This is a genomic window from Marinobacterium aestuarii (genome assembly GCF_001651805.1).
Classification (GTDB): domain Bacteria; phylum Pseudomonadota; class Gammaproteobacteria; order Pseudomonadales; family Balneatricaceae; genus Marinobacterium_A; species Marinobacterium_A aestuarii.
The window spans coordinates 4,370,363-4,396,443 of sequence record NZ_CP015839.1 but is presented as its reverse complement, the minus strand read 5'-3'; the positions used below and the strand labels follow the sequence as shown (position 1 = coordinate 4,396,443).

At 59.3% G+C, this 26,081-nt stretch carries 18 protein-coding genes and 2 tRNA genes; 13 read left to right on the top strand and 7 right to left on the bottom strand.

All coding sequences use genetic code 11. From position 1 onward, the window contains the following. Positions 1-92 precede the first annotated feature (92 nt). From A8C75_RS19245 to A8C75_RS19225, 5 genes are all read left to right on the top strand, one after another. On the top strand, positions 93-1,241 hold the full coding sequence (locus tag A8C75_RS19245) for an acyl-CoA dehydrogenase family protein (protein WP_067385957.1): 1,149 nt from the start codon (positions 93-95) through the stop codon (positions 1,239-1,241). 2 nt (positions 1,242-1,243) lie between these two features. Beyond that, complete coding sequence (locus A8C75_RS19240) at positions 1,244-2,317, top strand: acyl-CoA dehydrogenase family protein (protein WP_067385955.1); 1,074 nt, start codon at positions 1,244-1,246, stop codon at positions 2,315-2,317. Next, a complete protein-coding gene (locus A8C75_RS19235; RefSeq protein WP_067385952.1) occupies positions 2,314-3,114 on the top strand; it encodes a crotonase/enoyl-CoA hydratase family protein in 801 nt (266 codons plus the stop codon). The genes A8C75_RS19240 and A8C75_RS19235 overlap by 4 nt, the downstream gene beginning before the upstream one ends. Positions 3,115-3,143: 29 nt before the next feature. Next, on the top strand, positions 3,144-4,268 hold the full coding sequence (locus tag A8C75_RS19230) for an acyl-CoA dehydrogenase family protein (protein ID WP_067385950.1): 1,125 nt from the start codon (positions 3,144-3,146) through the stop codon (positions 4,266-4,268). 61 nt (positions 4,269-4,329) lie between these two features. Beyond that, positions 4,330-5,196, top strand: coding sequence for a cache domain-containing protein (locus tag A8C75_RS19225; protein ID WP_067385948.1), 867 nt, complete (start codon positions 4,330-4,332; stop codon positions 5,194-5,196). Between the two features lie 1,116 nt (positions 5,197-6,312). Here the strand turns inward: A8C75_RS19225 and A8C75_RS19215 are convergent. Continuing rightward, positions 6,313-9,780 carry an indolepyruvate ferredoxin oxidoreductase family protein gene (locus A8C75_RS19215; RefSeq protein WP_067385940.1) on the bottom strand — a complete coding sequence of 1,156 codons (3,468 nt, stop codon included), beginning with the start codon at positions 9,778-9,780 and terminating at the stop codon, positions 6,313-6,315. A gap of 219 nt (positions 9,781-9,999) precedes the next feature. Here A8C75_RS19215 and A8C75_RS19210 point away from each other — a divergent pair, with 219 nt between their 5' ends. Next, a complete protein-coding gene (locus A8C75_RS19210) occupies positions 10,000-10,476 on the top strand; it encodes an Lrp/AsnC family transcriptional regulator (protein ID WP_067385938.1) in 477 nt (158 codons plus the stop codon). A 161-nt stretch (positions 10,477-10,637) separates the two neighbouring features. Here A8C75_RS19210 and A8C75_RS19205 read toward each other — a convergent pair whose 3' ends face one another. From A8C75_RS19205 to A8C75_RS19195, 3 genes are all read right to left on the bottom strand, one after another. After that, positions 10,638-11,075, bottom strand: a complete 438-nt coding sequence (locus A8C75_RS19205) for a Tm-1-like ATP-binding domain-containing protein (RefSeq protein WP_227820031.1) — start codon at positions 11,073-11,075, stop codon at positions 10,638-10,640. Positions 11,076-11,189: 114 nt separating this feature from the next. Then, entirely contained in the window at positions 11,190-11,549 is a 360-nt protein-coding gene (locus tag A8C75_RS19200) for a hypothetical protein (RefSeq protein ID WP_067385934.1), read from the bottom strand. Between the two features lie 239 nt (positions 11,550-11,788). Beyond that, positions 11,789-11,875, bottom strand: a tRNA-Leu gene (locus A8C75_RS19195). 124 nt (positions 11,876-11,999) lie between these two features. On the opposite strand from A8C75_RS19195, the gene queA reads away from it, so the two are divergent. The 6 genes from queA to rnr all read left to right on the top strand — a co-directional run bounded on the left by queA (position 12,000) and on the right by rnr (position 20,211). Beyond that, positions 12,000-13,046: a tRNA preQ1(34) S-adenosylmethionine ribosyltransferase-isomerase QueA gene (queA, locus tag A8C75_RS19190; protein ID WP_067385932.1), complete on the top strand. Its 1,047-nt coding sequence runs from the start codon at positions 12,000-12,002 to the stop codon at positions 13,044-13,046. Positions 13,047-13,060: 14 nt separating this feature from the next. Next, entirely contained in the window at positions 13,061-14,182 is a 1,122-nt protein-coding gene (tgt, locus tag A8C75_RS19185; RefSeq protein ID WP_193788203.1) for a tRNA guanosine(34) transglycosylase Tgt, read from the top strand. A 36-nt stretch (positions 14,183-14,218) separates the two neighbouring features. Beyond that, positions 14,219-14,551, top strand: coding sequence for a preprotein translocase subunit YajC (gene yajC, locus A8C75_RS19180; RefSeq protein WP_067385928.1), 333 nt, complete (start codon positions 14,219-14,221; stop codon positions 14,549-14,551). Positions 14,552-14,667: 116 nt separating this feature from the next. After that, positions 14,668-16,521: a protein translocase subunit SecD gene (secD, locus tag A8C75_RS19175; protein ID WP_067385926.1), complete on the top strand. Its 1,854-nt coding sequence runs from the start codon at positions 14,668-14,670 to the stop codon at positions 16,519-16,521. 10 nt (positions 16,522-16,531) lie between these two features. Continuing rightward, complete coding sequence (gene secF, locus A8C75_RS19170; protein ID WP_067385924.1) at positions 16,532-17,455, top strand: protein translocase subunit SecF; 924 nt, start codon at positions 16,532-16,534, stop codon at positions 17,453-17,455. A 299-nt stretch (positions 17,456-17,754) separates the two neighbouring features. Continuing rightward, positions 17,755-20,211 carry a ribonuclease R gene (gene rnr / locus A8C75_RS19165; RefSeq protein ID WP_067385922.1) on the top strand — a complete coding sequence of 819 codons (2,457 nt, stop codon included), beginning with the start codon at positions 17,755-17,757 and terminating at the stop codon, positions 20,209-20,211. Between the two features lie 167 nt (positions 20,212-20,378). Here rnr and A8C75_RS19160 read toward each other — a convergent pair whose 3' ends face one another. Then, entirely contained in the window at positions 20,379-21,731 is a 1,353-nt protein-coding gene (locus A8C75_RS19160) for a bifunctional DedA family/phosphatase PAP2 family protein (protein ID WP_067385921.1), read from the bottom strand. A gap of 146 nt (positions 21,732-21,877) precedes the next feature. Here A8C75_RS19160 and serB point away from each other — a divergent pair, with 146 nt between their 5' ends. Next, positions 21,878-23,116, top strand: a complete 1,239-nt coding sequence (gene serB, locus A8C75_RS19155; RefSeq protein WP_227819968.1) for a phosphoserine phosphatase SerB — start codon at positions 21,878-21,880, stop codon at positions 23,114-23,116. Positions 23,117-23,293: 177 nt separating this feature from the next. On the opposite strand, the gene A8C75_RS19150 is transcribed toward serB, so the two are convergent. Together A8C75_RS19150 and A8C75_RS19145 are read right to left on the bottom strand one after the other, a co-directional pair. Further along, the gene (locus tag A8C75_RS19150; RefSeq protein ID WP_067385917.1) at positions 23,294-25,429 is read right to left on the bottom strand and encodes an EAL domain-containing protein; all 2,136 of its coding nucleotides are present in this window, start codon (positions 25,427-25,429) and stop codon (positions 23,294-23,296) included. Positions 25,430-25,710: 281 nt separating this feature from the next. Next, positions 25,711-25,785: transfer RNA gene (locus tag A8C75_RS19145), tRNA-Gln, on the bottom strand. Between the last annotated feature and the right edge of the window lie 296 nt (positions 25,786-26,081).

The following is a 26,081-nucleotide window of genomic DNA, read 5'->3' as shown; positions in this document are numbered from 1 at the left end:
ATCCCCCCCGCTGTTTTGTGGCGGGAGAGCAGGTAGCCGCGTGCCCGGTCGCCCATGGTGACCGGGCTTCGTGCCCAGTTTAGAGAGCACTCATGTCTATCACTCAATTTACTTACAGCACAATTCCCGTCGAGGCAGAGTCACTTCGCCACGAGGTGCGGGCGTTCCTTCAGGACCATCTCGGCGAATACCCGGCCACCTCCAGGGCACAGTCCTGGATGGGCTTTGATGCAGCCTTCAGCCGCCAGCTCGGTGCACGCGGCTGGGTCGGCATGGCGTTGCCTCGGCAGTACGGTGGCGCGGCCGCCGGGCCCTTTGCCCGCTATGTGATCATAGAGGAGCTGCTGGCGGCGGGTGCACCGGTATCGGCGCACTGGATCGCGGACCGTCAGAGTGGTCCTTTGATTAACCGTTTTGGCACTGAAGCTCAGCGCGAGCGCTATTTGCCGCCGATCTGTCGTGGCGAAAGCTACTTCTGTATCGGCATGAGCGAACCCAATTCCGGTTCCGACCTCGCCTCGATCAAGACGTCGGCTAGCCGTAATTACGGCGGCTGGCTGCTTAACGGGCAGAAGGTATGGACCACCAATGCCCAGCATGCGCAGTTCATGATTGCCCTGGTGCGTACCGGCGAAAAACAGGCCGCACGCCACGAGGGCATGTCGCAGTTTATCGTCGATCTGAGCCTGCCGGGAATCACCATCCGGCCGATCCGGGATCTGGCGGGCGGTGAGCATTTCAATGAAGTGTTCTTTGACAATGTCCAGCTTGATGCCGATGCCTTGGTTGGCACTGAAGGCAAGGGCTGGGATCAGGTAACGGCGGAACTGGCCTTTGAACGCAGCGGTCCTGAGCGCTTCCTCAGTTGTATCGAGCTGCTCAAGACCCTGATCAGTGCCATTGGGCGCCATCCCGACGCTTTGCAGGGCCGTGAAATCGGCCGTCTCAGCGCCAAATTGCTGACCCTGCGTAATATGTCGCTGTCGGTGACGGCACAGTTGGCGGCGGGTGAACATCCGGCCTGGGCTGCCTCCTGCGTTAAGGACCTGGGTAACCTGTTTGAACAGGAAATTCCCGAGGTTGCGCAGCTGTTGCTGGAGGCCGAGCCTCGTCAGCAGGGCGGTACTGAGCATGCTCAGGTGCTGGCTTATCTGACCCAGATGGCACCGTCTTTTTCATTGCGCGGAGGCACCCGCGAAATCCTGCGCGGCATCATCGCGCGCGGAATGGGGTTGCGATAATTATGCGAGAAATATTCGAATCGACCATTGAACGTCTGTTGACCGACCTTGCCACGCCGGAAACCGTGCTCAGCTGTGAAGGCGGCGACTGGCCGGCCGAACTTTGGGCAGCTATTGAAGAATCCGGCTTCACGCTGGCTGCAGCGCCGGAATCCCTGGGAGGGGCCGAGATTGGCTGGGCTGATCTCTACGTGCTGGCCCGTGCGTTGGGCCGTTTTGCCGCACCTGTCCCGCTGGGCGAGGCCATGCTGGGAAACTGGCTGCTTGGCAAGGCTGGGATTGAGGCCCAGACCGGTATTCTTAGTTTCGCAGCTGAGGCCAACCTGAGCCTGCGTGATGGCGCCGTGGATGGGAGTCTGCATGACGTGCCCTGGGGCCGGCATGCAGCAACTCTGGTGACCATTGCCGATCGCAACAGCGCGACGCCGACCGTGGTGCTGCTTGCGACTGAAACTGCTGCCAGCCAGACATTGAGCCTCAATGTGGCCGGTGAGCCGCGCGACAGTCTGCACTTTAGTGGTGCCAAGGTTCTGGCCTGTGCGCCTCTGCCCGGGTCACTCTCGGTGGAGGTGTTGCAGTTGGGCGGTGCACTGCTGCGTTCGGCGCAGATCGCGGGTGCTCTGCATGCCCTGTTGGACATGACCTCCGGATACGCCAGTGAGCGCACCCAGTTCGGTCGCCCGATCGGGGCCTTCCAGGCGATTCAGCAGCAGCTGGCGGTGTTTGCCGAACAAGCGGCAGCGGCCAGTATCGCTGCAGAAGCCGCCTTTGCAGAATCGGATACGGACTTTGCTAGCTTCACCATCGCCGCCGCCAAGGTCAGCACGGCGGAAGCCGCCAGTGCTGGCGCGGCTATAGCCCACTCGGTGCACGGTGCCATCGGTTTTACCCAGGAATACCCGCTGCATCTGCTGTCCCGGCGCCTTTGGGCCTGGCGCAGTGAATATGGCTCGGCGAGCCTGTGGAGTCAGCGCATTGGTCAGATGGTCTGTGACGGCGGTGGCGAAGGCTACTGGGCGCTGCTGACCGGTCATGCGTGTCAGCAGCTGTCTGCTCCAGAGAGGAAATCAGCATGAGTTCCTTCCTGCAGATAGAGCGCGATGGCGGCATCGTCACCGTGCGCATGAACCACCCGCATACGCGTAACGCACTGACTTCTCCTGAGCAGATTCAAGAGTTCGTAGATCTCTGTGCCGAGCTGCGCCGTGATCACTCGGTGCGGGTGATGGTGCTCACGGGCAATGGCAGTGCCTTTTGTGCCGGTGGCAACGTCAAGGATATGCGCGAGCGCGGCGGTATCTTCGAAGGCTCCCCCTATGAACTGCGCAATAACTACCGCGACGGCATCCAGCGCATTCCACTGGCGCTGTACGAGCTGGATATCCCGGTCATTGCAGCGGTCAATGGTCCGGCAATGGGTGCAGGTCTTGACCTGGCTTGCATGTGTGATATCCGTCTGGCATCCAGCTCGGCGTTGTTCGCAGAAAGTTTCGTTCGCCTGGGTATCGTGCCTGGCGACGGTGGTGCCTGGCTGTTGCCGCGCATCATAGGTATTCCCAAGGCCAGCCTCATGGCCTTCACCGGTGACACCATTGATGCCACCAAGGCCCTGGACTGGGGACTGGTGGAGCAGGTTTGTAGTCAAGAAACCCTGCTGGACGAGGCACAGACTCTGGCCCAGCGTATCGCCAGCAACCCCGGCCACGCCCTGCGCCTGTGCAAGCGCCTGTTGCGCGAAGGCCAGCACATGCGTCTGGATTCGCTGCTGGAGCTGTCAGCCGCCTATCAGTCGCTGGCCCATCATGCGGAAGACCACCATGAGGCCGTCGTCGCCTTCATGGACAAGCGTAAGCCTGACTACCAGGACCGTTGAGTTAACCAACCGAATTTGGAGTGATAGCTATGCGTGCTGTTTTCCGAGAAGACCACAATATGTTCCGCGACATGGCGCGGCGTTTCGTAGATCGCGAAATTGTTCCGCATCTGGAAGAGTGGGAAAAAAATGGCATAGTGCCCAAAGACGTCTGGCTCAAGGCCGGCGAACTTGGGCTCCTGTGTTCGAGTGTGCCAGAGGAGTACGGTGGTTCAGGTGGTGACTTCGGCCACTCGGCGGTGATGATTGAGGAACTGGCCAGGGCTAACGCTACCGCTGTGGGTTTCACCACCCATTCGGAGATAGTCGCGCCCTACCTTGTGGCCTACGGCAGCGAAGAGCAAAAACTCAAGTGGTTGCCGCGCATGGTCAGTGGCGAGCTGATCGGGGTGATTGCGATGAGCGAACCAGGCATTGGCAGCGATTTGCGCTCGATGCGTACCCTGGCCCGCCGTGACGGTGATGATTACATTGTCTCAGGACAAAAGACCTTTATCACCAACGGTGGCAACGCCGGGCTTATGGTGACCGCGACCAAGATTGATCCGGCGGCGAAGGAACTGACCCTGATCTGCATCGAGGAGGAACGCGAAGGCTTTTCCAAGGGGCGTCTGCTGGAAAAGATCGGCTTGAAGGGCCAGGACACCGCCGAGCTGTTCTTCGACGAAGTGCGGGTGCCGGCGAGCAATCGTCTGGGAGAGGAGGGGAAGGGCTTCAAGTACCTTACACACCAGTTGGCCTGGGAGCGCCTGATCATTGCCATTCGTGCGGCGCAGTCGATCCATACCCTGCTGGACGAAACCATCGAGTACACCCGTGAACGCAAGGTATTCGGCAAGCCGGTGCTGGACTTCCAGAACACCCGGTTCAAGCTCGCCGAGGCCAAGGCACAAGCGACCATGTTGCGCGTGTTTGTCGACGACTGTCTGGACAAGGTAATGCGCGGCGAGCTGCCGGCAGATACCGCGGCCATGGCCAAACTGCTAGGCTCGGAAATGCAGGGCAAGTTGCTTGACGAGTTTCTCCAGTTGCATGGCGGCTATGGTTTCATGAGCGAGTACAAGATCAGCCGTGCCTGGGTGGACGCGCGGGTCGCCCGCATCTACGGCGGGACCTCGGAAATCATGAAGGAAATCATCGGTCGTAACCTTTAAAACACTATTCGCCGGCCCTGAACACAACGCCACAGGCAAGGTGAGCACTTGAGGACATATTATGTCGCTTGTTTTTCGCAATGCTTTACTACTGCTTGTGGGGCTGTTTTTTCTGCCGTCAGTTTTTGCCCAGGATGCGCCTGCAGAGGGCTACGCGGTTGAGGCTGAGCGGGCCAATCAGCTGTTGCACAAGGCCGTTGAGTTTTATAAGCAAAATGGCGATGCGGCTTTGGCTGCATTCAGTCGCCAGGGCGAGTTCATTGACGGCGAGCTGTACGTCTATGTTGTGGATACCGCGGGGGTGATGCTGGCCAGCGGTGGGCCCTCAGTTAATCTGGTCGGGCGCAATATCAGCAGCGCACTCAACGATGAGCTGAATACGGCTTTTCAGGAGGCGTTGAACCTGCCGGACAGCGATGCGGTGCACAGCGCCGAATACCGCTGGATGAACTGGCAGGACGGTAAGGTCGAACGCAAGCATGTGTTCTTTCGGCGCCTGGGAGAACGCGTCTTTGCCGTTGGTTATTACCTGCCGCGCGCCAGTCCGCAAGAGGCACAGCTTCTGCTGGATCGGGCTGCCGCTGCCGTGGCCGAGAATCCTAAGCAAGCCTTCAAACGTATCAACAGCCTGGATGCGCAGTTCGTTCGTGATGATCTGTATGTATTCGTCGCCGACCTGCGAACAGAACGCTATGTTGCGCATGGTTATAATTTGAGAATGGTTGGCACGGATTTTCGAGCTGTGCAGTCGGTCGACCATGCGCCTATAGGCGAACAGATGCTCGAGATCGTCAACGGCAAAGGCGAAGGTGAACTCACCTACCTGTGGGGGAACCCGATGACTGGGCGTAGCGAGACAAAGAACACCCTGATACGCAAGGTCGGTGATTATGCGGTTGCGGTGGGCTATTACCAAAAGCCGCGCTGAGCTGCGGCTGTCGTCCATCCGCTTACCCGTGCAGGCGCAACGCCTGCCGGATAAGGATTCAGTTTTCCAGTGAGCCATATCTCTCTGTGTTGACCTCGCTTGTTCGGGCTGACAGCAGCGTACTTAATCCCCTGGCGGTCGGCGGTTATGGTGCCTTGGCTATTTTCTCTGGCGCTGCTCGTTATTTTTCTGATTATCCCACTGTTGTTCTCATGCCCTCGCGTTTTTGACGCCGCGAAAATTCCCGTTACCGTCTGGTTATATCCTCCCTAAATGCCGCTGTTTTGCCTGTTTCTGTCTCATTGAGCCACTACTGCATATGCTTTCAGTAACCGCCTGATGGTAAAAGTTGCTATCGGCTGAGCAGAGGGCTTTGACTGCCAAGAGGCGCTTTTATTAACCCGGCGGGTTAATAACATGAAGCAGGGATGCTTCATCATTGGCCGCAGGCCAATGCGAACGCCAGAAAAACCAGCAAGTCCATGCACTTGCGCCCGTTTTCCTGGCGTGACGGACAAATAAGGAGGGAACCTATTTGTCCACCGAGTTAATAGTTGTGCCAGGTCGTCTCGCGCCTGAGGTGTTTAGCCGTGGGCGGTACTGTAGAGGTTTTCCCCTAGGAAGAGTGCATAACTGACGCTGATATCTGCGATTGTTAAGGGGTTTGCGCATAGACCATTGTGCTTGTCCTGACGGCTATCAAGCTTGCGAAGATAGGCCAGATATTGGCGATAGTCTTCAACGGCCTCAGGCTGCTCGGCGCTCCTCGGGGTTGCCTGCAGTGCAGCAGCAGTGTCCGGGGAAAGGTCAGGGTGGCCTCGCAGTGATCGAGCCCGTTGAAGTATTCACCCTGCTCGGTATCAGTGGATCGCAGGCCCCGGCCGGAGTCTTGATATTGGTCGAACCGCTAATGCGGGATCGCACCGGATGGGGTGAGAGTCGGTCGCCGTCGCGAAAGCAAAGCGGGATGCAGCAGAGGCTCAGCCGTAAAAAAGGGAAAAAAAAGCAGACTCTGGGGATCCATACAGTCTGCGCAAAGGGGTGTTTCAAGTAACCGAACCAAATGGTGCGACTGCCAAGGGGTCGGTCAGCGCCGCACTGTTTTCACGCGCTGCTTTATTGCAGCTGACGCGCGGGGATTTTTGTCGCTTGCAGCAGTGCTTTCAGCCGTTTCTGTTCCTGTCTGGCTGTAACAATGGCTTTTTCCTTGACGTGTCCAAAGCCGCGGATCTGTTCTGGCAGGCGGGCGAGGGTTACGGCGATATCGTGATTGTCACTGCTGTTGCGGCTGATCAGTTCAGTCATCAGCTGCTCGTAGTCGCTCACCAGTGCGCGTTCTGCACGGCGCTCGTCGGTATAGCCAAAGATGTCGAAAGGCGTACCGCGCAGGGCCTTGAGTTTGGCCAGCAGGCCGAAGGCCTTGAGCATCCAGGGACCGAACTGGCGCTTGCGAGGAACGCCTGTATGGGGATCCCGCTTGCTCAGGATCGGCGGCGCCAGATGGAATTCCAGCTGGTAGTTGCCCTCGAACTGGCTTTCGAGCTGGGCCAGGAAGGCGCCGTCGGTATAGAGTCGGGCCACTTCATACTCATCCTTGCAGGCCAGCAGCTTGAAGTAGTTTTCGGCCACGGCGCGCGTCAGCGGGAGCTCGGCATCGACGAAACTCAGGCTTTCTTCGTGGCGACGCACCCGCTGTACGGCCTGGCGGTAGCGGTTGGCATAGGCGCGATCCTGATAATTCACCAGGAAATCGGCCCGCCAGTCGATCAGTTCATCCAGGGTGCGGCTTTTGGGGGCGGGGGCCTGGCGCCGATTGACCAGATCCTCGACACTGGCCTGTTTCCAGGCGGCACGCCGGCCCCAGAGAAAGGCGGCCTTGTTCATCTGGATGGCGACGCCGTTGGTCTCGATAGCCTGCTCGATGGCGCTGGCCGACAGTGGCACCAGACCGCGCTGATAGGCAAAGCCGAGCATAAAGAGGTTGGTGGCCAGGCTGTCGCCCAGCAGGCTGCTGGCCAGATGCGTAGCATCGACAAAATTGCACTTGTCGCTGCCCGTGGCTATTTGCACGGCGTCGCGCATGGATTCACCGGGGAAGCTGAAGTCCCGGTTGCGGGTAAACTCGGCGGTGGGCGATTCGTGGCTGTTGATCACTGCATGGCTTAGATCGGTGCTGAGTTTGCCCAGCACCTCGTCACTGGCCGAGACCACCAGGTCGAAGCCCAGCAGCAAATTGGCCTCGCCGGCGGCGATGCGCACGGCATGGATGTCATCCTGGCGTGCGGCGATCCGCACGTGGGTGGTCACAGGGCCGAACTTCTGGGCCAGGCCCGCCTGATCCAGCACAGTGGCGCCCTTGCCATCAAGGAAGGCCGCCGTGCCCAGCAGGGCGCCCACGGTGGTCACGCCTGTGCCGCCAATGCCGGGCAGCAGTATATTGAAGGGGCGTGTGAGACCTGGCTGTACAGGCTCTGGCAGGCCGGCAAAGGCGCTGCCTTCTAAGGCCTGGGGGCCGGGTTTTCGCAGGGAGCCGCCCTTTACGGTCACAAAACTTGGGCAGAAGCCCTCGACGCAGCTGAAATCCTTGTTACAGGCGTTCTGGTCGATCTGGCGCTTGCGCCCCAGTTCCGTTTCCAGCGGCAGTATGGATAGGCAGTTGGACTGCACACCGCAGTCGCCGCAGCCTTCGCAGACCGCGTCGTTGATCATCACCCGTTTGGCCGGGTCGACCAGCTTGCCACGTTTGCGCCGGCGGCGTTTTTCGGTGGCGCAGGTCTGATCGTAGATGATTGCCGATACGCCCTTGTATTCGCGCAGCTCCCGCTGCAGGCCGTCGAGTTCGCGGCGGTGATGGAAGCGCGTGCCGGGGGCAAAGTCGGCCCGGGTCGGGTACTTGTCAGGCTCATCGGACACCAGCAGGATACAGCGAATGCCTTCGCCATATAATTGTTGGCTTAACTGCTGCACCGTCAGGGTGCCGTCGATAGGCTGGCCGCCGGTCATGGCCACCGCATCGTTGTACAGCAGTTTGTAGGTGATATTGACGTCGGCGGCGACGGCCGCACGAATCGCCAGTATGCCGGAATGAAAATAGGTGCCATCGCCCAGGTTCTGGAACACATGGGGCGTATCGGTGAACGGCGCCTGGCCGATCCAGGTGGCGCCTTCGCCGCCCATCTGGGTAAAGGTCTCGGTGCTGCGGTCCATCCACATGGCCATGTAGTGACAGCCGATACCGGCCAGGGCACGGCTGCCTTCAGGTACCTTGGTGGAGGTATTGTGCGGGCAGCCCGAGCAGAAGTGCGGCGGGCGCTGTATCACTTCGCCACGGTGGCTGAGGTAGTCTTCCTTGTCGGCGAGGAACTTGAGACGCTGCTCTACCTTGGGGCCTGAATACAAAGGGGCTATGCGCTTGGCGATGACCCTGGCAATCATGGCGGGGGTCAACTCACTGAGGTTGGGCAGCAAGGAGGTGCCGGCTTCATCGAATTCGCCCACCACCCGTGGGCGTTCATCCACCGGCCAGTTGTACAGCTGGCCAGTAACCTGGTCTTCGATAATGCTGCGCTTTTCCTCGACCACCAGGATTTCATCAAGGCCCTTGGCGAATTCGTGTACCGCACCGGGCTCCAGCGGCCAGCTCATACCGATCTTGAGTACCCGCAGGCCGATGCTGGCGCAGGTGCTTTCGTCCAGACCCAGATATTCCAGTGCCTGAAGCACATCGAGGTAGGACTTGCCGGTGGTGATGATGCCGATGCGCGGGTTGGGGCTGTCGAGCACAACGCGGTTCAGATTGTTGGCGCGAGCAAAGGCGAGGGCCGCGTAGATTTTGTAGGTGTTAAGGCGCTTTTCCTGTACCAGGGGCGGATCGGGCCAGCGAATATGAACGCCATCTGCGGGCAACTCGAAATCGGTTGGATAGCGCACCTGCACCCGCAGCGGGTTGACCTCCACCACGGCGGAGGAGTCCACGGTTTCGGCGATAGTTTTAAGCGCGACCCAGCAGCCGCTGTAGCGGGAAAGTGACCAGCCGAGTACGCCGTAATCGAGGATTTCCTGCACGTTACAGGGGTTCAGTACCGGCACCATGGCACCGATAAAGGCATGTTCGCTCTGGTGGGCAATGCTGGAGGATTTGCAGGCATGGTCGTCACCGGCCAGCAGCAGCACACCGCCATGGGGCGACACGCCGGCGGAGTTGCCGTGCTTGATCACATCACCGCTGCGATCCACCCCGGGGCCCTTGCCGTACCAGAGCCCGAAAACACCGTCGTAGCGGGCGCCTTCGAACATATTAACCTGCTGACTACCCCAGACGGCGGTGGCGGCAAGGTCTTCGTTTACACCGGGCTGAAAGTGAATGTGGTTGTCCTTCAACTGTGCGCGCTGTTGCCACAGTATCTTGTCCAGATTGCCCAGTGGCGAGCCACGATAGCCGGAAATAAAGCCCGCGGTATTGAGGCCGGCGGCTTGGTCGCGTTGGTGCTGCAGTAGTGGCAGCTGCGCCAGCGCCTGGGTACCTGTGAGGTATTGCTGCCGTGTATCGGCCTTGGCTACCTGGTTTGCGTAGTCGATAGACACCTTGTCACCTCTTTTATTCTTGCTTGTATGCCATTGGCATGCGTAGTCAGGCGGGTATTGGTTAACTATGGTACTGAGTTGGGGTCGCATTTTTTTGTCTATTCATGCAACATCTTGTGTGTTTAGTGCATGATATTTTCAATATATTGTTATTTTTTGAATAAATAATCTTATCCGTGTCTTTCTCTGCTTATGGTCAGTCCACTGGAGTCCATTGCAATGAGTGCTACCCTGAGTTCCCTGGATCGCCAGATACTGGCGTTGTTGCAAAGCAATGCGGACCTTTCGGCCGCCGAGATTGCGGAGCGGGTGGGGCTGTCGCAGTCACCCTGCTGGCGCCGTATCAATCGCATGCAGGAAGAGGGCGTGATCAAGGGCAAGTTCGCGGTGCTGGATCGCAAACAGCTGAATCTGGGGGTAGTGGTGTTTGCCGATGTGCGTTTGTCGAGCCACGGCTGGGAAAATCTCGCCGAGTTCGAGCAGGCCATGGAAACCTATCCCCAGGTGGTGGAGTGCTACACCATGGCCGGCGCCACCGATTATTTGCTGAAGATAGTGATGCCGGATATCCAGCAGTACGAAGTCTTTGTGCGGGAGAACATACTGCGCCTGCCCCATATCAAGGAGCTGCATTCCAATATCAGCATGTCGGAGATCAAGTGCACCACCGAACTGCCGCTGGAGTACTCGGTGTGAGGCTGGGGCATCTGAGTTAGCGCGACGAATAGGTATAAAAGCAACATGAGAGAAGCTCTTTTCAGCTGACCTGATTTCGCGGTGTGCGGCGTTTTACCGTATTCTTGCAGTATCTACCATGTGTCAATAAAACTCACATAGCCCTTCAGATTTTGCGGCTTTTAGCCTGTATTGCACAGCTTTGTGTACTTGACTACCTGTTCGACGATGGTGTCCGCAAACTGATGGTCGTTGATGTGGAAGTCGAACTCGCGCAGATCAAGGTTGGAAGGGCGGAGGGATTGCAAGTGTGCCGCGAATACAGGTGGTAGCGATGGGTCGTGCAAATGGCCGCGGGGGCTATCGTGCTCTGAGAAGCCCCGCAGCGGGATGAAGAAGGACACGGGGCCCGTTGCGTCGGGGATCAAGCGAGTCATGTGCTCTGCCAACGCCAGGAGTTCGCGGCGTTCGGTACGTACCGCCGTGAGCGCCGTGTTGTGCATGTGGCAGCGTTTGCCGGGAAAGAGGTGGCGGGCTTCAGCAATGGGGCCTGTGGAAATGAAGTCAGCGTTGCCTGTTCCCGGCCCGTATCGGCATCGTCCACTTCTTGGCGATAAGATGTAAGGCAGGCTAGAGCACCTTCATCACGGATGTCTCGGTCGGGAACGAGCGGCGGGGCTTGGTGGCCTCGCAGTCGCGATGATCTTGAGCCGGAAAAGACTACCTGGCTGCAACTACAAGGTTGCGGAGTCGTCGGGGGGCGCTGATTCGCAGTCGCTGTCCGTGGTGAGCTCCTCTTTGATATAACGCTGAACGTGACCCTGAATCTTGCGGCTGGTTATATATGCCCACAGACCCACCATAGTACCGGCTGCGCCGAAAATAATACGCCCTTCGGGTATGAGCAGCATCAACAGTAATGTCAGCGGAATAATAATCATTAAACCGTACTTGCCGCGTTTGCCTACGGTCTCTATCAGCTGCTCGGCATCGGCCCGGGTGGTGACGCCTGCGCCTGGCAGTTTCTGCCGTAGCGAGGCGTATTCGCGCTCGCTTCTTTTCGCCTGGCGTCCGAATGGGTCTCTGAAGTTCATCGGCTAGTCTCTGTGTTTGGTCATTGTGAGAGAGCCCGTTTTCAACTCGGCTTGCAAATAGCTTCTCGCTGCGCAAGCAAGGTGCGGGTGTATGCAGCACTTCTTCACTCACCCAGGCGTCTGTTGCCGCATCCCATTGTGCTGGCCCGTGATTGATTGGGAGCTTCTTGCCTGGCATCAGGACGTTTTCATGGGCCAGATACGAAAAAAGCCTGCATTGCTGCAAGCCTCTTCTGAGATGGTACCAGTGGCCGGACTCGAACCGGCACGCTTTTAAGGGCGGGGGATTTTGAATCCCCTGTGTCTACCAATTTCACCACACTGGCGTAGCGAGCACGTATTATAGGTACCTTTGCTGGCGGGTCAATCGCTGGCGGCCAAAACCGCTGAAAAAAACCTGTGCTTCCGGTACAATCCGCTCCCTTTCCACAAATATCTGTTCGAGCTGTGATGCAGGTTAAAGACTTTAGTTTTGAATTGCCCGATGAGCTGATCGCGCGCTTCCCGCTGGAGCGGCGCTCGGCCAGCCGCTTGCTGTGCCTGGAAGGTAACAGTGGTGCCATTGAACACCGTGCCTTCAGCGACATCCTTGAGTTGCTCAATCCCGGTGATCTGCTGGTATTTAATGATACCCGCGTGATCCCTGCGCGGCTGTTTGGCGAGAAGGCCAGCGGCGGCAAGGTTGAGGTGCTGATCGAGCGGGTGCTGGATGCCGGCCAGGCACTGGCCCATGTGCGGGCCAGCCGGGCGCCCAAGCCCGGTACCGGGTTGCTGCTTGAAGGTGCGGTGCGCGCCACAGTCACGGGTCGCCGGGGCAATCTGTTCGAGCTGAGCTTCGATATCGACCGCCATCTGGTGGAGGTGCTGGAAGAGTTCGGTCATATGCCGCTGCCGCCCTATATGAAACGGGATGACCAGCAGTCGGACCGCGAGCGCTATCAGACGGTGTATAACCGCAAGCCGGGTGCGGTGGCGGCACCCACGGCGGGACTGCATTTTGACAATGAACTGCTGGCGCAACTGGAGGCCCGCGGCGTACAGCAGGCGTTTGTGACCCTGCACGTTGGCGCCGGTACTTTTCAGCCGGTGAAGGTCGAGCAGGTGCAGGATCACCAGATGCACGCCGAGTTTATCGAGGTGAGCGAAGCGGTGTGCCAGGCGGTGCGTGACACCCGTGCCCGGGGCGGTCGCGTGGTGGCGGTGGGGACCACCAGTGTGCGCTGCCTGGAAACGGCGAGTCGCAGCGGCGAGATTGCGCCCTACAGCGGCGATACTGATATTTTCATCTACCCGGGGTATGAGTACCGCACGGTGGATGTCCTGATTACCAATTTTCACCTGCCTGAATCAACGTTGCTGATGCTGGTAAGCGCCTTTGCGGGCTACGACGGCATCATGCAGGCGTATCGCGAGGCGGTGGCCGAGCGCTACCGTTTTTTCAGTTACGGGGATGCGATGTTTCTGACGCGCCGTGGCGCGGCTTTGGAGGATAAGTGAGCAGAAGCTGTTTTATGAATTACGAGCGCCTGGCCGTTGATGGCAAGGCGCGCCGTGGTCGTTTGACCTTTCCCCGTGGTGCGGTGGAAACACCGGCCTTCATGCCCGTGGGCACCTATGGCACGGTCAAGGGCATGTTGCCGCGGGATATCGAGGCCACCGGGGCGCAGATGATCCTGGGCAATACCTTCCATCTGATGCTGCGCCCGGGTACCGAGATTATTCGTCAGCACGGCGATCTGCATGATTTTATGCAGTGGAAAGGCCCGATCCTCACCGATTCCGGCGGTTTCCAGGTCTTCAGTCTCGGCGCCATGCGCAAGATCACCGAAGAAGGCGTGGCCTTCCAGTCGCCGGTGGACGGCTCCAAGGTGTTTATCGATCCTGAACGCTCCATGCAGGTGCAGCGGGAGTTGGGCTCCGATGTCGTGATGATCTTCGATGAATGCACGCCTCATCCCGCTACCGAGGACGAAGCGGCCAAGTCCATGCGTCTGTCGCTGCGCTGGGCCGAGCGTTCCAAGCGTGCCCACGGCGACAGCCCGTCGGCGCTCTTTGGCATAGTGCAGGGTGGCATGTACGAGTCGCTGCGCGATGAATCCCTGGCGGGCTTGACCGAAATCGGTTTCGATGGCTATGCCATTGGCGGCCTGTCGGTGGGCGAGCCCAAGGAAGACATGATGCGGGTGCTGGATCATCTGGCGTGGAAAATGCCGGAAGACAAGCCGCGCTATCTCATGGGTGTGGGCAAGCCGGAAGATCTGGTGGAAGGCGTGCGCCGTGGTGTGGATATGTTCGACTGCGTCATGCCGACCCGCAATGCCCGCAACGGCTTTCTGTTTGGCAGCAAGGGCGTGGTGAAGATTCGCAATTCGGCCAACAAGACGGATATGCGTCCGGTGGACGACAAGTGCGACTGCTATACCTGCCAGAACTTCAGTCGTGCTTACCTGCATCATCTGGACAAGTGCAAGGAAATCCTTGGCGCGCAGCTCAATACCATCCATAACCTGCATTACTATCAGGTGTTGATGGCCAGTTTGCGTGCCGCTATCGAACAGGGTAAATTGAGCGCCTTTGTCGATGAGTTTTATGCTGAGCGAGGCCTTGAAACGCCGCCGCTTGCCTCCATATAAGTCACAGCATTTCAACGTTCTAAGGAGTAAAGCTAGATGAGCTTTCTGATTTCTTCAGCCCAGGCGGCAGAGACCGGCGTCGGCGGTTTGGATCCAGGCATTTTCAACATTCTGTTTCTGGTCGGCTTTGGTCTGATCTTCTACTTCTTCATGTGGCGCCCGCAGGCCAAACGTGCAAAAGACCACAAAGCCCTGATCGGCAATCTGGCCAAGGGTGATGAAGTGCTCACCGCTGGCGGCATTATCGGCAAGGTCGCCAAGGTCAGCGATGACTATGTGGTACTGGAAGTCTGCGAAGGCACCCAGCTGAGCTTCCAGAAAGCTCATGTGGCGGCGGCACTGCCCAAGGGCACGATCAAAAATATCTGATGCCCGCCTGACGGAAAACGCCACTGTTACAGTGGCGTTTTTATTTAACCACCGGATGTATTGCATGCCGCGTGCGCAGCTGGCGCAGGCGCGGTGCTGAACGAACAGGGCGACCTATGCTCAATCGCTACCCTCTGTGGAAAAACCTGCTGATTCTGCTGCTGCTGGCACTGGGCCTGTTGTATGCGGCGCCCAACCTGTACCCCGATGACTATGCCATCCAGCTGTCGGGCACGCGCGAAGTTTATCAAGTGGATGAGCCGTTGCTGCAGCGCATCTCCACTGAGCTGGAGCGTGAAGGCATCAGCGCTAAAGACGTTGAGCTGCAAGATGGCAGTGGTCTGGTGCGTTTCGCCGATGGTGAAAGCCAGCTGCGGGCCAAGGCTGTTATTGCCAAAGTGGTGGGCGAGCAGTATGTGGTGGCGATGAACCTGGCCCCCACTACGCCGGACTGGCTGCGCGCTTTGGGTGCAGGCCCGATGAAGCTGGGCCTGGATTTGCGTGGCGGCGTGCACTTCCTGCTGGAAGTCGACACTGTGCAGGCCGTGGCGCAGCGTCTTGATGTTTATGTCTCCGAGATCAAGACCAAGCTGCGACAGGAAAAGCTGCGTTACCGGCTGGTGGATCACCGTGCCGACGGCAGCCTTGAGGTCAAGTTTGCCGATGAGGCGATGCGGGATGAAGCCCGCAGTCTGCTGCGCAAGGACTACCCCGAATTTCTGTTGTCCGATGAAACCGTGGATGGCGCCTTTTTTGTCGTTATCAACCTGACCGAGCAGACGGTGCGCGATATCGAGGACTATGCCGTCAAGCAGAACCTCACCACCCTGCGCAACCGTGTCAACGAGCTGGGCGTAGCCGAGCCGCTGGTGCAGCGTCAGGGCCGCAACCGCATCGTGGTGCAGTTGCCGGGTGTGCAGGATGCCGCTGCGGCCAAGCGCATTATCGGCAAGACGGCGAATCTTGAGTTCCGCCTCGAAGCTTCGCCCCAGGCGACCGGCGTCACCACCGAAACCTACGAGTTCCGCAGCCAGCCGGGCCGGGATGCCACCATCGAGCGTGACATCATCATTACCGGCTCCAGCGTTGCCAATGCCCAGGCGGCCTTCGACGAGAACGGTCAGCCGCAGGTGTCCATTACGCTGGATGCCAAGGGCGGCCAGATGATGGGGCGTGTCACGCGCAACGCCATTCAGCGTCGCATGGCGGTACTCTTCGTCGAGTACAAGAGCCGCACCCTGACCGAAACTGTAGATGGTGTGCTGGAAGAGCGGCGTATTCCCTACGTCGAGAAGAAGATTATTTCGCTGGCGACCATCCAGTCGGTGCTGGGCTCGCAGTTCCGCATTACCGGCCTGGACAGTGCCACAGAATCGTCTGAGCTGGCGCTGCTGTTACGCGCCGGTGCCCTGGCGGCGCCGATCTACTTCGTTGAAGAGCGCAGCATAGGCCCGAGTCTGGGCGCCGAGAATATAGCGCTGGGTGTGATGTCGGTGAAGATCGGCCTGGCGCTGGTGCTGGTCTTCATGGTGCTTTACTACCGTGTGTTCGGCATTCTGGCCAACATCGCCCTGTCGCTGAACCTGGTGCTGCTAGTGGCGGTCATGTCGCTGATGTCGGCCACACTGACGTTGCCGGGTATTGCCGGTATCGTGCTGACGGTGGGTATGGCGGTGGATGCCAACGTGCTTATTTTCTCCCGTATACGGGAGGAGCTGAATAACGGTGTGCCGGGGCAGTCGGCCATCAATGCCGGTTTCAGCCGCGCCTTCACCACTATTCTGGATGCCAACGTCACTACGCTGATCGCCGCGCTGATTCTGTTCGCGATGGGTACAGGCCCCGTCAAGGGCTTTGCAGTGACGCTGTCGGTGGGGATTGTGACCTCGATGTTCACGGCGATTGTGGTCACACGGGCGCTGGTGAATCTGACTTACGGCGGGCGCAAGCTCAACCGCTTGGCGCTCTGAGGAACAGGTTATGGCAAAGCAGAACAAAATCATCAACTTTATGGGGCTTGGCAAGATCGCATTCGCGATCTCGGCCCTGCTGCTGCTGATCTCGCTGGGATCCCTGGCGACCAAGGGGCTGCAATTCGGCCTCGATTTCACCGGTGGTAGCCTGGTGGAAGTGGGGTATGAGCAGGATGCGGATCTTGGCAAGATCCGTCAGCTAATGAATGAAGCCGGTTATCAGGATGTGACCGTACAGAACTTCGGTGCCGCCACCGATGTACTGATCCGCATGGGTGAAACTCATGATCCCAAGCTCGGAGACGCCGTACTGGCTGCGCTGCAGGCGGGCGAAACCCAGAAGCTGGAACTGCGCCGTAACGAATACGTCGGTGCTCAGGTCGGCGAAGAACTGCGTGAACAGGGCGGTCTGGGCATGCTCATGGCGCTGTTCATGATCATGCTGTACATCGCCTTTCGCTTTCAGTTCAAGTTCTCGGTGGGCTCGGTGCTGGCGCTGGCCCACGACGTCATCATCACCCTGGGTTTCTTCTCGGTGATGGGGATAGAGTTTGATCTGACGGTGCTGGCGGCGGTGCTGGCGGTGATCGGTTATTCGCTCAACGATACCATCGTGGTATTCGACCGTATCCGCGAGAACTTCCGTCTGCTGCGCAAGGAAGACGCGGTCGAGGTGATCAACATCTCGCTGACGCAAACCCTCAGCCGTACCCTGATGACATCCTTTACCACCTTGCTGGTGGTACTGGCGCTGGCGATATTCGGTGGCGAGACCATCCACGGCTTTGCACTGGCGTTGCTGGTGGGCATAGGGGTGGGTACCTACTCGTCTATCTATGTGGCTGCCAATGTCATGCTGTTGATGGGGGTGAGTCGGGATGACCTGATACCGCCGCCCAAAGAAGACGACGTGGTCGACGAGTTGCCGTGATAGACTCCCCGAGCCGGCCTGAGAGTCGGCTCAATTTTTTGCTTGACCGGTCGGGCAGTTCAATAAGCTGCACGGGAGATGTGACAGGGCTCTGACGGAGCCTCCTCCTGTTGCCTGCGGGCACCGATCGCGCCGACACACTGTGTTGTCGGGTACAACCGGGTATTCAAGCGGACCGGGTACGTTCGTTCAGATCCATGCCTTTGCGCAGGGCTGTGGGCGCGGGCGCAACGTCGCAGGCGTCCCACTGCATTCGCATCTATCATGTTTCTGGGATCAAGGACCTAACTGGATTATTAATGACAAACGACTGGCTAAAACGTGACCCCCAGGCTCAGGCCGAAGCAGAAAAATATGGCAAGCCGGCACCGAGCCGCGACTTCCTGCTGGAATTCCTGCAGGAGTGGGGCGCGCCGATCAGCCACGGCCGCCTGTGCCGTGAGCTGGGTATCGATGATGAAGACTGTGTTGAAGCGGTGTCCCGCCGCCTGAAGGCCATGTGCCGTGACGGCCAGCTGATGAGCAACCGTCGCAGCGAATTCGGCATCATCAAGAAAATGGATCTTATCGCCGGCCGTGTTATCGGCCACCGCGATGGCTTTGGTTTTGTATCGCCGGACGCCAAAGGCGATGACCTGTTCATCAGCCCGCGTCAGATGCGTCAGGTATTCGACGGTGACCGTGTGCTGGTGCAGGAAGTCAGCATTGACTACCGCGGCCGCCGCGAAGGCAAGATTATCGAAGTGCTCGAGCGCGGTACCCGCACTCTGGTGGGGCGCTATAAGGTGCAGGGCGACCTGGGCTACCTGATTCCGGAAAACCAGCGCATCACCCAGCAGATCATGATCGCGGCGGACCGCACGGGCAGCCCACCGTTCCGTGATGGCCAGCTGGTGGTGGCCGAGCTGTTGCAGCAGCCGGGCAAGCACGAGATCCCTGAGGCCCGCGTGGTCGAAGTGCTGGGCGATCACATGGCGCCGGGCATGGAAATCAAGGTGGCCATCCACAACTACGAAATTCCCGATGAATGGCCCGATGCCGTGCGTCAGGAAGTGGCCAGTCTGTCGGCTGAGGTGGAGGAATCCGCCAAGCTGAACCGTGTCGACCTGCGCCATCTGCCGCTGGTCACCATCGACGGTGAAGACGCCAAGGATTTCGACGATGCTGTCTATGCCGAGCGCAAGCGCACCGGCGGCTGGCGTCTGTGGGTGGCGATTGCCGATGTGTCCTGGTATGTCCGCCCCGGCACTGAGCTCGACAAGGAAGGTATCAGCCGCGGCAACTCGGTGTACTTCCCCGAGTTTGTCGTGCCCATGCTGCCTGAAGTGCTGTCCAACGGCCTCTGCTCGCTGAACCCCCATGTGGATCGTCTGGCGATGGTGTGCGAGATGACCATCAGCGCCAGCGGCAAGCTGTCGGGTTACCAGTTCTATGAAGCGGTGATTCAGTCCCATGCGCGCCTGACCTACAACAAGGTCTCCACCATGCTGACAGAGCCGAAAAGCGCCCAGGGCAAGCAGCTGCGGGGTGAATATGCCGCCGTTGTGCCGCACCTTGAAGACCTGTACAGCCTGTACTTTGGGCTGCGCAAGGCGCGGGATGTGCGCGGTGCCATCGATTTCGAGACCACCGAGACCCGTATCCTGTTCTCCGCAGCGCGCAAGATCGAAGAGATAGTACCGGTCGTGCGCAACGACGCCCACAAGGTGATCGAAGAGTGCATGCTGTGCGCCAACGTGGCGACGGCGCGTTTCCTGGCCAAGCTCAAGGTGCCGGCACTCTACCGCATCCATGAAGGCCCGAAAGAGCAGAAGCTGGTGAGCTTGCGGGCTTATCTGGGTGAGCTGGGTCTGTCACTCGGTGGTGGCGATAAGCCGGAGCCGTCCGAGTACCAGAAACTGGCGGCGCAGATCGAAAAGCGTCCGGATCGTCTGGTCGTACAGACCATGATGCTGCGCTCCATGCGCCAGGCCGTGTACAGCCCTGAAAATCTGGGGCACTTTGGTCTGGCCTATGCGGCCTATACTCACTTCACCTCGCCGATCCGTCGTTATCCGGATCTGCTGGTGCACAGGGCGATTCGTGCCGCCATTCATGCCGAGGGTGATCGCTCACTGATGGATCGCCTCAAGTCGGCCTTCAGCAGCGGCTCGTCCAAGACCATGCGCCGGCCGGATGGCTTCAAGTCCAATCCGCAGTTTCGTTACCGCTACACAGAAGAGCAGATGGTGCAGCTGGGCGAGCACTGCTCCATGACCGAGCGTCGCGCCGATGATGCCACCCGGGATGTCATGTCCTGGCTCAAGTGCGAGTACATGCTGGATCAGGTGGGCGAGGAGCACGAAGGCGTGATTACCGCCGTGACCGGCTTTGGCTGCTTTGTCGAGCTCAAGCAGGTGTACGTCGAAGGTCTGGTGCATATTACTGCGCTGCCGTCGGACTACTATCACTTCGATGCCGCCAAGCAGCGTCTGGTGGGTGAGCGCATGCGCAAGACCTACAAGCTCGGCGATGCCGTGCGGGTGAAGGTGCTGCGGGTGGACCTGGATGAGCGCAAGATCGATTTCGAGCTGCTCGACAAACCTGGCTCCGGCAAGACCAAGAGCACGCGTGAGCGTTTGGCTGAAGGCAAGCTGGACGACCGCTCGAGTGCCAAGTCTGAAGGCGGCAATGCCGGTAACGGCGCCAAGCCCGCCGGCAAGAAGCCTGCAGGCAAGAGCCGTCGGCCGCGCTCGCGCAACCGCCGTCCGTCCTAGATCTTTACGACAGCCGTGACGCAATAACAGCTTCCTCTAATGGAAGCTGATCAACAAAACCGGGCTCCTGAGCCCGGTTTTGTTGTTTCTGGCCGGCGCGTTTTCTCCGCCCCTTTACTGTTGTTACCCTAGGCGCGGGCTGTTTTTCTGGTTCTGACCCGCTGTCGCTATGAGGTCAGGGCCTGGTAGTGCAGCAGCTGGGCGTCGAAGCTCCAGAACGCCAGTGCGCTCAGCAGAATCAGCAAGCCTGCAAGCAGCAGGCAGACGTCTCTGCCCGGTACCGGATGCAGTGCCCGTTGTGGGCGCAGCAGCCAGAGTCGCAGTGCCGCGGCGGCCATCAGGCCTTCACACCAGGCCGCCATGACATCCAGCGGCCAGTGTGCCCCGACCATAATGCGCGAGATGCCGATCAGGACCGCAGGCACCAGGGCGCTCAGATAGCCCAGACGGCGCCAGGCCAGGCGATGGCCGGTGCCGAGCAGAATAGCGAGCATGGCGAAGAAGGCCGCGCTGGTGCTGCTGTGGCCGCTGGGGAAGCTGAATCCCGCGATGACCGGTCCCATCTCTGGGCGCAGCGCCTGGAAGAGCCATTTCAGGGCGCTGTTGAGGGCTACGCAGAGCAACAGCAGGACGACAAAGCGCCAGCCATCGCGGGAGCGCCTGAGCCCGTGCAGGCTGATGGCCAGCAGCAATGCCGCCGGAATCAGGCTGCTGCTGTCGCCCAGCGCCGTGACAAAGACCCACAAAGGCCGGGCATGCTCCGCGCTCTGCCAGAGCAGTTGCTGGATATGCTGATTCCAGCCCTGGGCCAGCCCCAGATACTGCAGCAGGCAGAGTAGCAGCAGTCCGCTGGCGGCGGCGGCGAACAGCAGCAGTGCCGCCAGGCGCTCCGGCTTTAGACCCAGGCGCCTTGAGCCCCAGCGCGCCAGAGGCTGGTCGGGCTGCAGGTGCTGATGCAGTATGGTTGCCACCAGTACCAGAATCACCAGCCCAAGCGCCGGATAGAACAATGCCTGCCAGTGTCCGAGCAGAGCCTCGGCGGACTGGCCGACCCAGTAGCCCGGCAGTATGTTGGCCGGTGCCCAGAGCGCGGCCGAGAGGATATTAACGCCGAAAAAGCGCGCAGCGGGCATTTCAAAGGTGCCGGCCACAAAGGGGATAACGGGGCGGATAGGGCCGATAAAGCGCCCTGCGAGTATGCTGAGGGGGCCGTAACGGTTGAAGAAGCTGGCGCCGCGCTGGTGCCAGGCTGGGTAGGCATTGAAGGGCCAGCGGTGTTGTAGCCAGGGATTGGCGTAGCGCCCCAGGTAATAGCTCAGACCGTCGCCGGCCACGGCGCCGGCAAAGGCGCTGAACAGCAGGGGCTGCAGGGCAAACTGCTGTTCGCCGGCGACCAGCGCCAGGGCGAACAGCAGCGCGATACCGGGGATCAGTATGCCGATAAAGGCGAGGGATTCGCACAGGGCTATGGCGCCGATGAGCAGCATAAGGGAGGGCTGCGAGAGTTGTGCGAAGTCCATGGTCGTGATTCCTGAGTGGCGGGTACAGGCCTGCCGGCAAGCGAAAGCGGTGTCGCTGATGGGTAATTCGGGGGCGCCTTGTTATAATCCGCCGATAGTATCCTGTGGCTGATGCGTCTGTGAAGGCGTACTAGATGGAATCATTCGTGAAAGAGATTATCCTGCTAACCGTTTCCGGTACCGACAAGCCGGGCGTGACCTCCGCAATCAGCGCCATTCTGGCGCAGTACAACATCAGCATTCTCGATATCGGTCAGGCGGTGATTCACAATACCCTGTCGCTCGGTATTCTGGTGGAAGTGCCCGCTGCGGCCGAGTCCTCCGGTGTGCTGCGGGACCTGCTGTTCAAGGCCCACGAGCTGCAGATGACCGTGCGCTTTGAGCCGGTGGACGAGAGTGCCTATGAATCCTGGGTCGGCGTGCAGGGCAAGTCGCGGCATATCATTACGCTGCTGGCCCGGCGCATCACCGCAGGCCATATCGCCAAGGTGACCGAAATTGCCGCGCGGCACGACCTGAACATCGACAATATCAGCCGTCTGTCCGGGCGGGTGTCGCTGAATGCACCGCCGGGGGCGGGGGATCGCACCAAGGCCTGTGTCGAGTTCTCGGTACGCGGTGTGCCGGCGGATAACGCTGCGCTGCGTGAAGAGTTCCTCAAGACCGCCAGTGATCTGGATGTGGATATTGCCTTTCAGGAAGATAATATCTACCGTCGCAACCGTCGTCTGGTGGTGTTCGATATGGACTCCACCCTGATCGAGGCTGAGGTGATCGACGAGCTGGCCAAGGAAGCCGGCGTGGGTGATCAGGTGATCGCCATTACCGAGGCGGCCATGCGCGGCGAGCTGGATTTTGACGAGAGTTTCCGTCGTCGCGTGGCCCTGCTCAAGGGGCTTGATGCGTCGGTGCTGCAGCGTATCGCCGAGAACCTGCCGCTGACCGAAGGCGTGGAAGAGCTGGTATCCAACCTGCGGGCGCTGGGCTTCAAGACGGCGATTTTGTCCGGCGGTTTCAATTACTTCGGCCGCTACCTGCAGCAGAAACTGGGTTTTGACTACGTGTACGCCAACGAGCTGGATATCGTCGATGGCAAGGTCACCGGTGAGGTGAAGGGCGATATCGTCAACGGTCAGCGCAAGGCAGAGTTGCTGCGTGAGATTGCGGCCCGTGAGGGCGTGCGTCTGGAACAGACGATTGCAGTGGGGGATGGCGCCAACGATCTGCCGATGCTGTCCATTGCCGGGCTCGGCATTGCGTTTCGCGCCAAGCCGCTGGTGCGTCAAAGTGCAAAACAGGCGATCTCCACTCTGGGGCTGGATGGCATCCTGTACCTGATCGGTTTCCGCGATCGCGACACCCTGATGGCTGACAAGAAAGACTGACTAGCAAGACTAAGAAGCAGGGATACTTCATCATTGGCCTTTCGTTGAAACGAATGCGAACGCCATCTATTCCCTGAAAAGAGTCCAGCACGTCCGCGAAGCTGTGCCCATTCTTTCAGGTTAAAAAACAGAGCCCGCTGCAATGGCGGGCTCTGGGTATGCCGGGTAGGGGAGCCTCTACTGATCGAAGAAATCGTAGTCCATGCGCTCGCGTGGTGGCTGCAGATAATAGCCCTGAATCAGGTTGACTCCGGATTTCCACAGCTTGCTCATCACCTTGGTGCTCTCGACCAGCGGCGCTATGGTGATGCGGCGGTTGCCGTTGAGCTGCTCCACCATGCGGTTAAAGCTTTTATCCAGCGCATTGCTGTTGGCCAGATCCTGCACGTAGGAGCCGTCGATCTTGATGTAGTCGGCGGCGATGGCCTTGGCGACTTCGCGGTAACTGGTCGAGGTGCCGAAATGCTTGATGCAGATACGGCAGTGCAGTTCCTTGACGGCGCGGGTGAACTCAATTGCGGTTGGCAGCTGTGACGAGATATCGGTTTCGCTGAGCTGGAACACGATGCGATCCGCCGGCAGGCGGAATTCGCGCAATATATCCGACAGCCAGGGCACCAGGTCCTTGTCCTTCAGGGTGCCGCCGGTAATGGTGATAAAGAGTCGGTTGCGGTGGCCCTTCTCAAGCTCGGTACGCAGCTGCTGCAGACTTTCCCGGATGACCCAGCGGTCCATGGCGATGCTGAGGTCGGCATGATCCACCGTGGCCAGAAAGATATTGGGGGATATTTCCCGGTTCTCCGGGTCCAGCAGGCGCAGCAGTACCTCGTAGTGGTTGGCATCGGTTTCCTGGTGCAATGCCACAACCGGCTGATACAGCAGGCGGAAACGCTGTTCCTTGACGGCCTCGCGCAACATGCGCACGGTCTTGGAGTCACTCGCCTTGACGTGGGCTTCAACCGTGTAGAGCTTGACGCCATTGCCGCCGCTCTGGCGGTTGCGCAGGCTTTCCGATGCCATGCGGGCGCGGGCCACGACTTCGTCGGGCCGGGGTGAGTTGTCGTTGATGGTGGTGACACCAATGGAGCAGGTCACGTGCAACAGGGTGCCGTTGACGCTGGTGGTGCTGTCGGCGATGGCGCCACACAGCTTGCGCGCCAGGCGCACCGACTTGTCGGGGCTGGGATCACGAAAGATGACCACGAAGATGTCATCACTGGGGCGTGCAATCAGGTGGGCCTGGTTGACGTGCAGGCGCAGGATGTCGGCAATGTCCCGTGCGACCTGGTCACAGCCCTCAAAGCCAATCTCCGAACGTATGACGCTGTACTGGTCCACGCTGAGATACAACAGGTTGCAGTCGTAGCCGCCATCCAGGGCGCTCTGTATGGCGTCCTCCAGGCTTTGTTCCAGAAACTGGCGATTGTACAGACCCGTGACCAGTTCCTGCTGCGCCGCCTGCTGCAGTTCGCGAAACTGGCGGTCCGGACGGATGGTCAGCTGCACGCAGGGGCGGTCGTTATAGCGTGCCTCCTGCATTTCGAGATTGGCAACGAAGTTGCTGCCATCGGCGCGCTCCGCCGACAGCTGCATCAGCATGTCCTTGCGCCTGGCATCCTTGAAGGCACGCAGCTGCTCGGTCAGTTCAGCGCGGTCCTCCGCGATCATCAGATTCTCGAAAGGCTGGTTGATCAGCGGGCGTTCATCGTTATAGCCAAACAGGTGGCAGAAGCAGGGGTTGGCGTACATGATGCGCTCGCCATCGAGACAGACGATACCGTTGCTGGAGACGTCCATCAGCTGCTGGCAACGTCGTTCGGCATCGCTGAGCCTGGCTTCAGCCATATGCAGGCTGCGGCGTTGCTCAAGGCTGATGAGTTCCTGCTGCAGGGTCAGCAGTAGCAATTCGGTATCCTGCTTGCTTACAACGGCGCGCATGCCGTCCTTGAGTCCCTTGGCCATGCGGGCGCAGTCCAGCTCGTCCATCAGCTGTACCACCGGAATGTCCTTGTCCAGGCGCAGCAGGTGGTGCAGTACGCGGTTGTTTTTCAGTTCGCCTTCGTTGGGTGAGCAGATAATCAGATCCCAGGAGCGTTCGCTCAGGGCGCCGAGAAAGTCCTTTTCGTTTTCAATCTGGCGTCCGCGCGGGGCTATGCGTGCGGCGCGCAGCAGGTTGATGACGGGGTCGGTTTCACTGGGCCCCAGACCCAGAAAAAGTATGTGCACATTTTTGCGCAACCGGTGCGGGTCGCGGGCGACCTGGGAAGGGTCGGCAGGGGTGTTGGTGGTATTTGTAGCGGTTGAGTCTGACATGGGGCACCAATTGCCATGGATCCGTATGGGCGCACTGTGCAGCAAGTGTAGCTGCTTTGCCCGGGGCTGTCAGGAACGGGGCTGTTTGAGCGCTGAGCTATCGGAAGTCGCTGATCTATCAAGTTTGCAGGGTCTTGGGTGCCGTGCCTGGTGATACTGTGGATGCAAAGACAGGGTGCAAATGCAAAACGAGTGGTGGACGTGATTTACAGCCTGGGTGATCAGGTTGGGCTTTTTGAAACGCAGAGGAGGTGAATCGTGTGGGAGTAGCTTGAAGAGAGTGGCTGGGGTAGGAGGATTCGAACCTCCGCATACTGGAATCAGAATCCAGTGCCTTACCGCTTGGCGATACCCCAATACCGGAAGAGTGAGCCCGAGGGCGACTCCTGATACGCATCTTGCATGCGCAGTCTTGCAAATGAAACAACTGGCCATGACAGCCGGGACTTTTGATCCCTTATAACAATGGTGGCCATGACAGCCGGGACTTTTAATCCCTTAAAACAATGGTGGCCATGACAGCCGGGACTTTCGATCCCTTAAAACAATGGTGGCCATGACAGCCGGGACTTTTGATCCCTTAAAACAACGGTGGCCATGACAGCCGGGACTTTCGATCCCTTAAAACAATGGTGGCCATGACAGCCGGGAC

Excerpts from the sequence above, each read along its gene's own strand:
- A8C75_RS19245 (WP_067385957.1), top strand. The coding sequence starts at position 93 with ATGTCTATCACTCAATTTACTTACAGCACAATTCCCGTCGAGGCAGAG.
- A8C75_RS19240 (WP_067385955.1), top strand. The coding sequence starts at position 1,244 with ATGCGAGAAATATTCGAATCGACCATTGAACGTCTGTTGACCGACCTT.
- A8C75_RS19235 (WP_067385952.1), top strand. The coding sequence starts at position 2,314 with ATGAGTTCCTTCCTGCAGATAGAGCGCGATGGCGGCATCGTCACCGTG.
- A8C75_RS19230 (WP_067385950.1), top strand. The coding sequence starts at position 3,144 with ATGCGTGCTGTTTTCCGAGAAGACCACAATATGTTCCGCGACATGGCG.
- A8C75_RS19225 (WP_067385948.1), top strand. The coding sequence starts at position 4,330 with ATGTCGCTTGTTTTTCGCAATGCTTTACTACTGCTTGTGGGGCTGTTT.
- A8C75_RS19210 (WP_067385938.1), top strand. The coding sequence starts at position 10,000 with ATGAGTGCTACCCTGAGTTCCCTGGATCGCCAGATACTGGCGTTGTTG.
- A8C75_RS19200 (WP_067385934.1), bottom strand. The coding sequence starts at position 11,549 with ATGAACTTCAGAGACCCATTCGGACGCCAGGCGAAAAGAAGCGAGCGC.
- queA (WP_067385932.1), top strand. The coding sequence starts at position 12,000 with ATGCAGGTTAAAGACTTTAGTTTTGAATTGCCCGATGAGCTGATCGCG.
- tgt (WP_193788203.1), top strand. The coding sequence starts at position 13,061 with ATGAATTACGAGCGCCTGGCCGTTGATGGCAAGGCGCGCCGTGGTCGT.
- yajC (WP_067385928.1), top strand. The coding sequence starts at position 14,219 with ATGAGCTTTCTGATTTCTTCAGCCCAGGCGGCAGAGACCGGCGTCGGC.
- secD (WP_067385926.1), top strand. The coding sequence starts at position 14,668 with ATGCTCAATCGCTACCCTCTGTGGAAAAACCTGCTGATTCTGCTGCTG.
- secF (WP_067385924.1), top strand. The coding sequence starts at position 16,532 with ATGGCAAAGCAGAACAAAATCATCAACTTTATGGGGCTTGGCAAGATC.
- rnr (WP_067385922.1), top strand. The coding sequence starts at position 17,755 with ATGACAAACGACTGGCTAAAACGTGACCCCCAGGCTCAGGCCGAAGCA.
- A8C75_RS19160 (WP_067385921.1), bottom strand. The coding sequence starts at position 21,731 with ATGGACTTCGCACAACTCTCGCAGCCCTCCCTTATGCTGCTCATCGGC.
- A8C75_RS19150 (WP_067385917.1), bottom strand. The coding sequence starts at position 25,429 with ATGTCAGACTCAACCGCTACAAATACCACCAACACCCCTGCCGACCCT.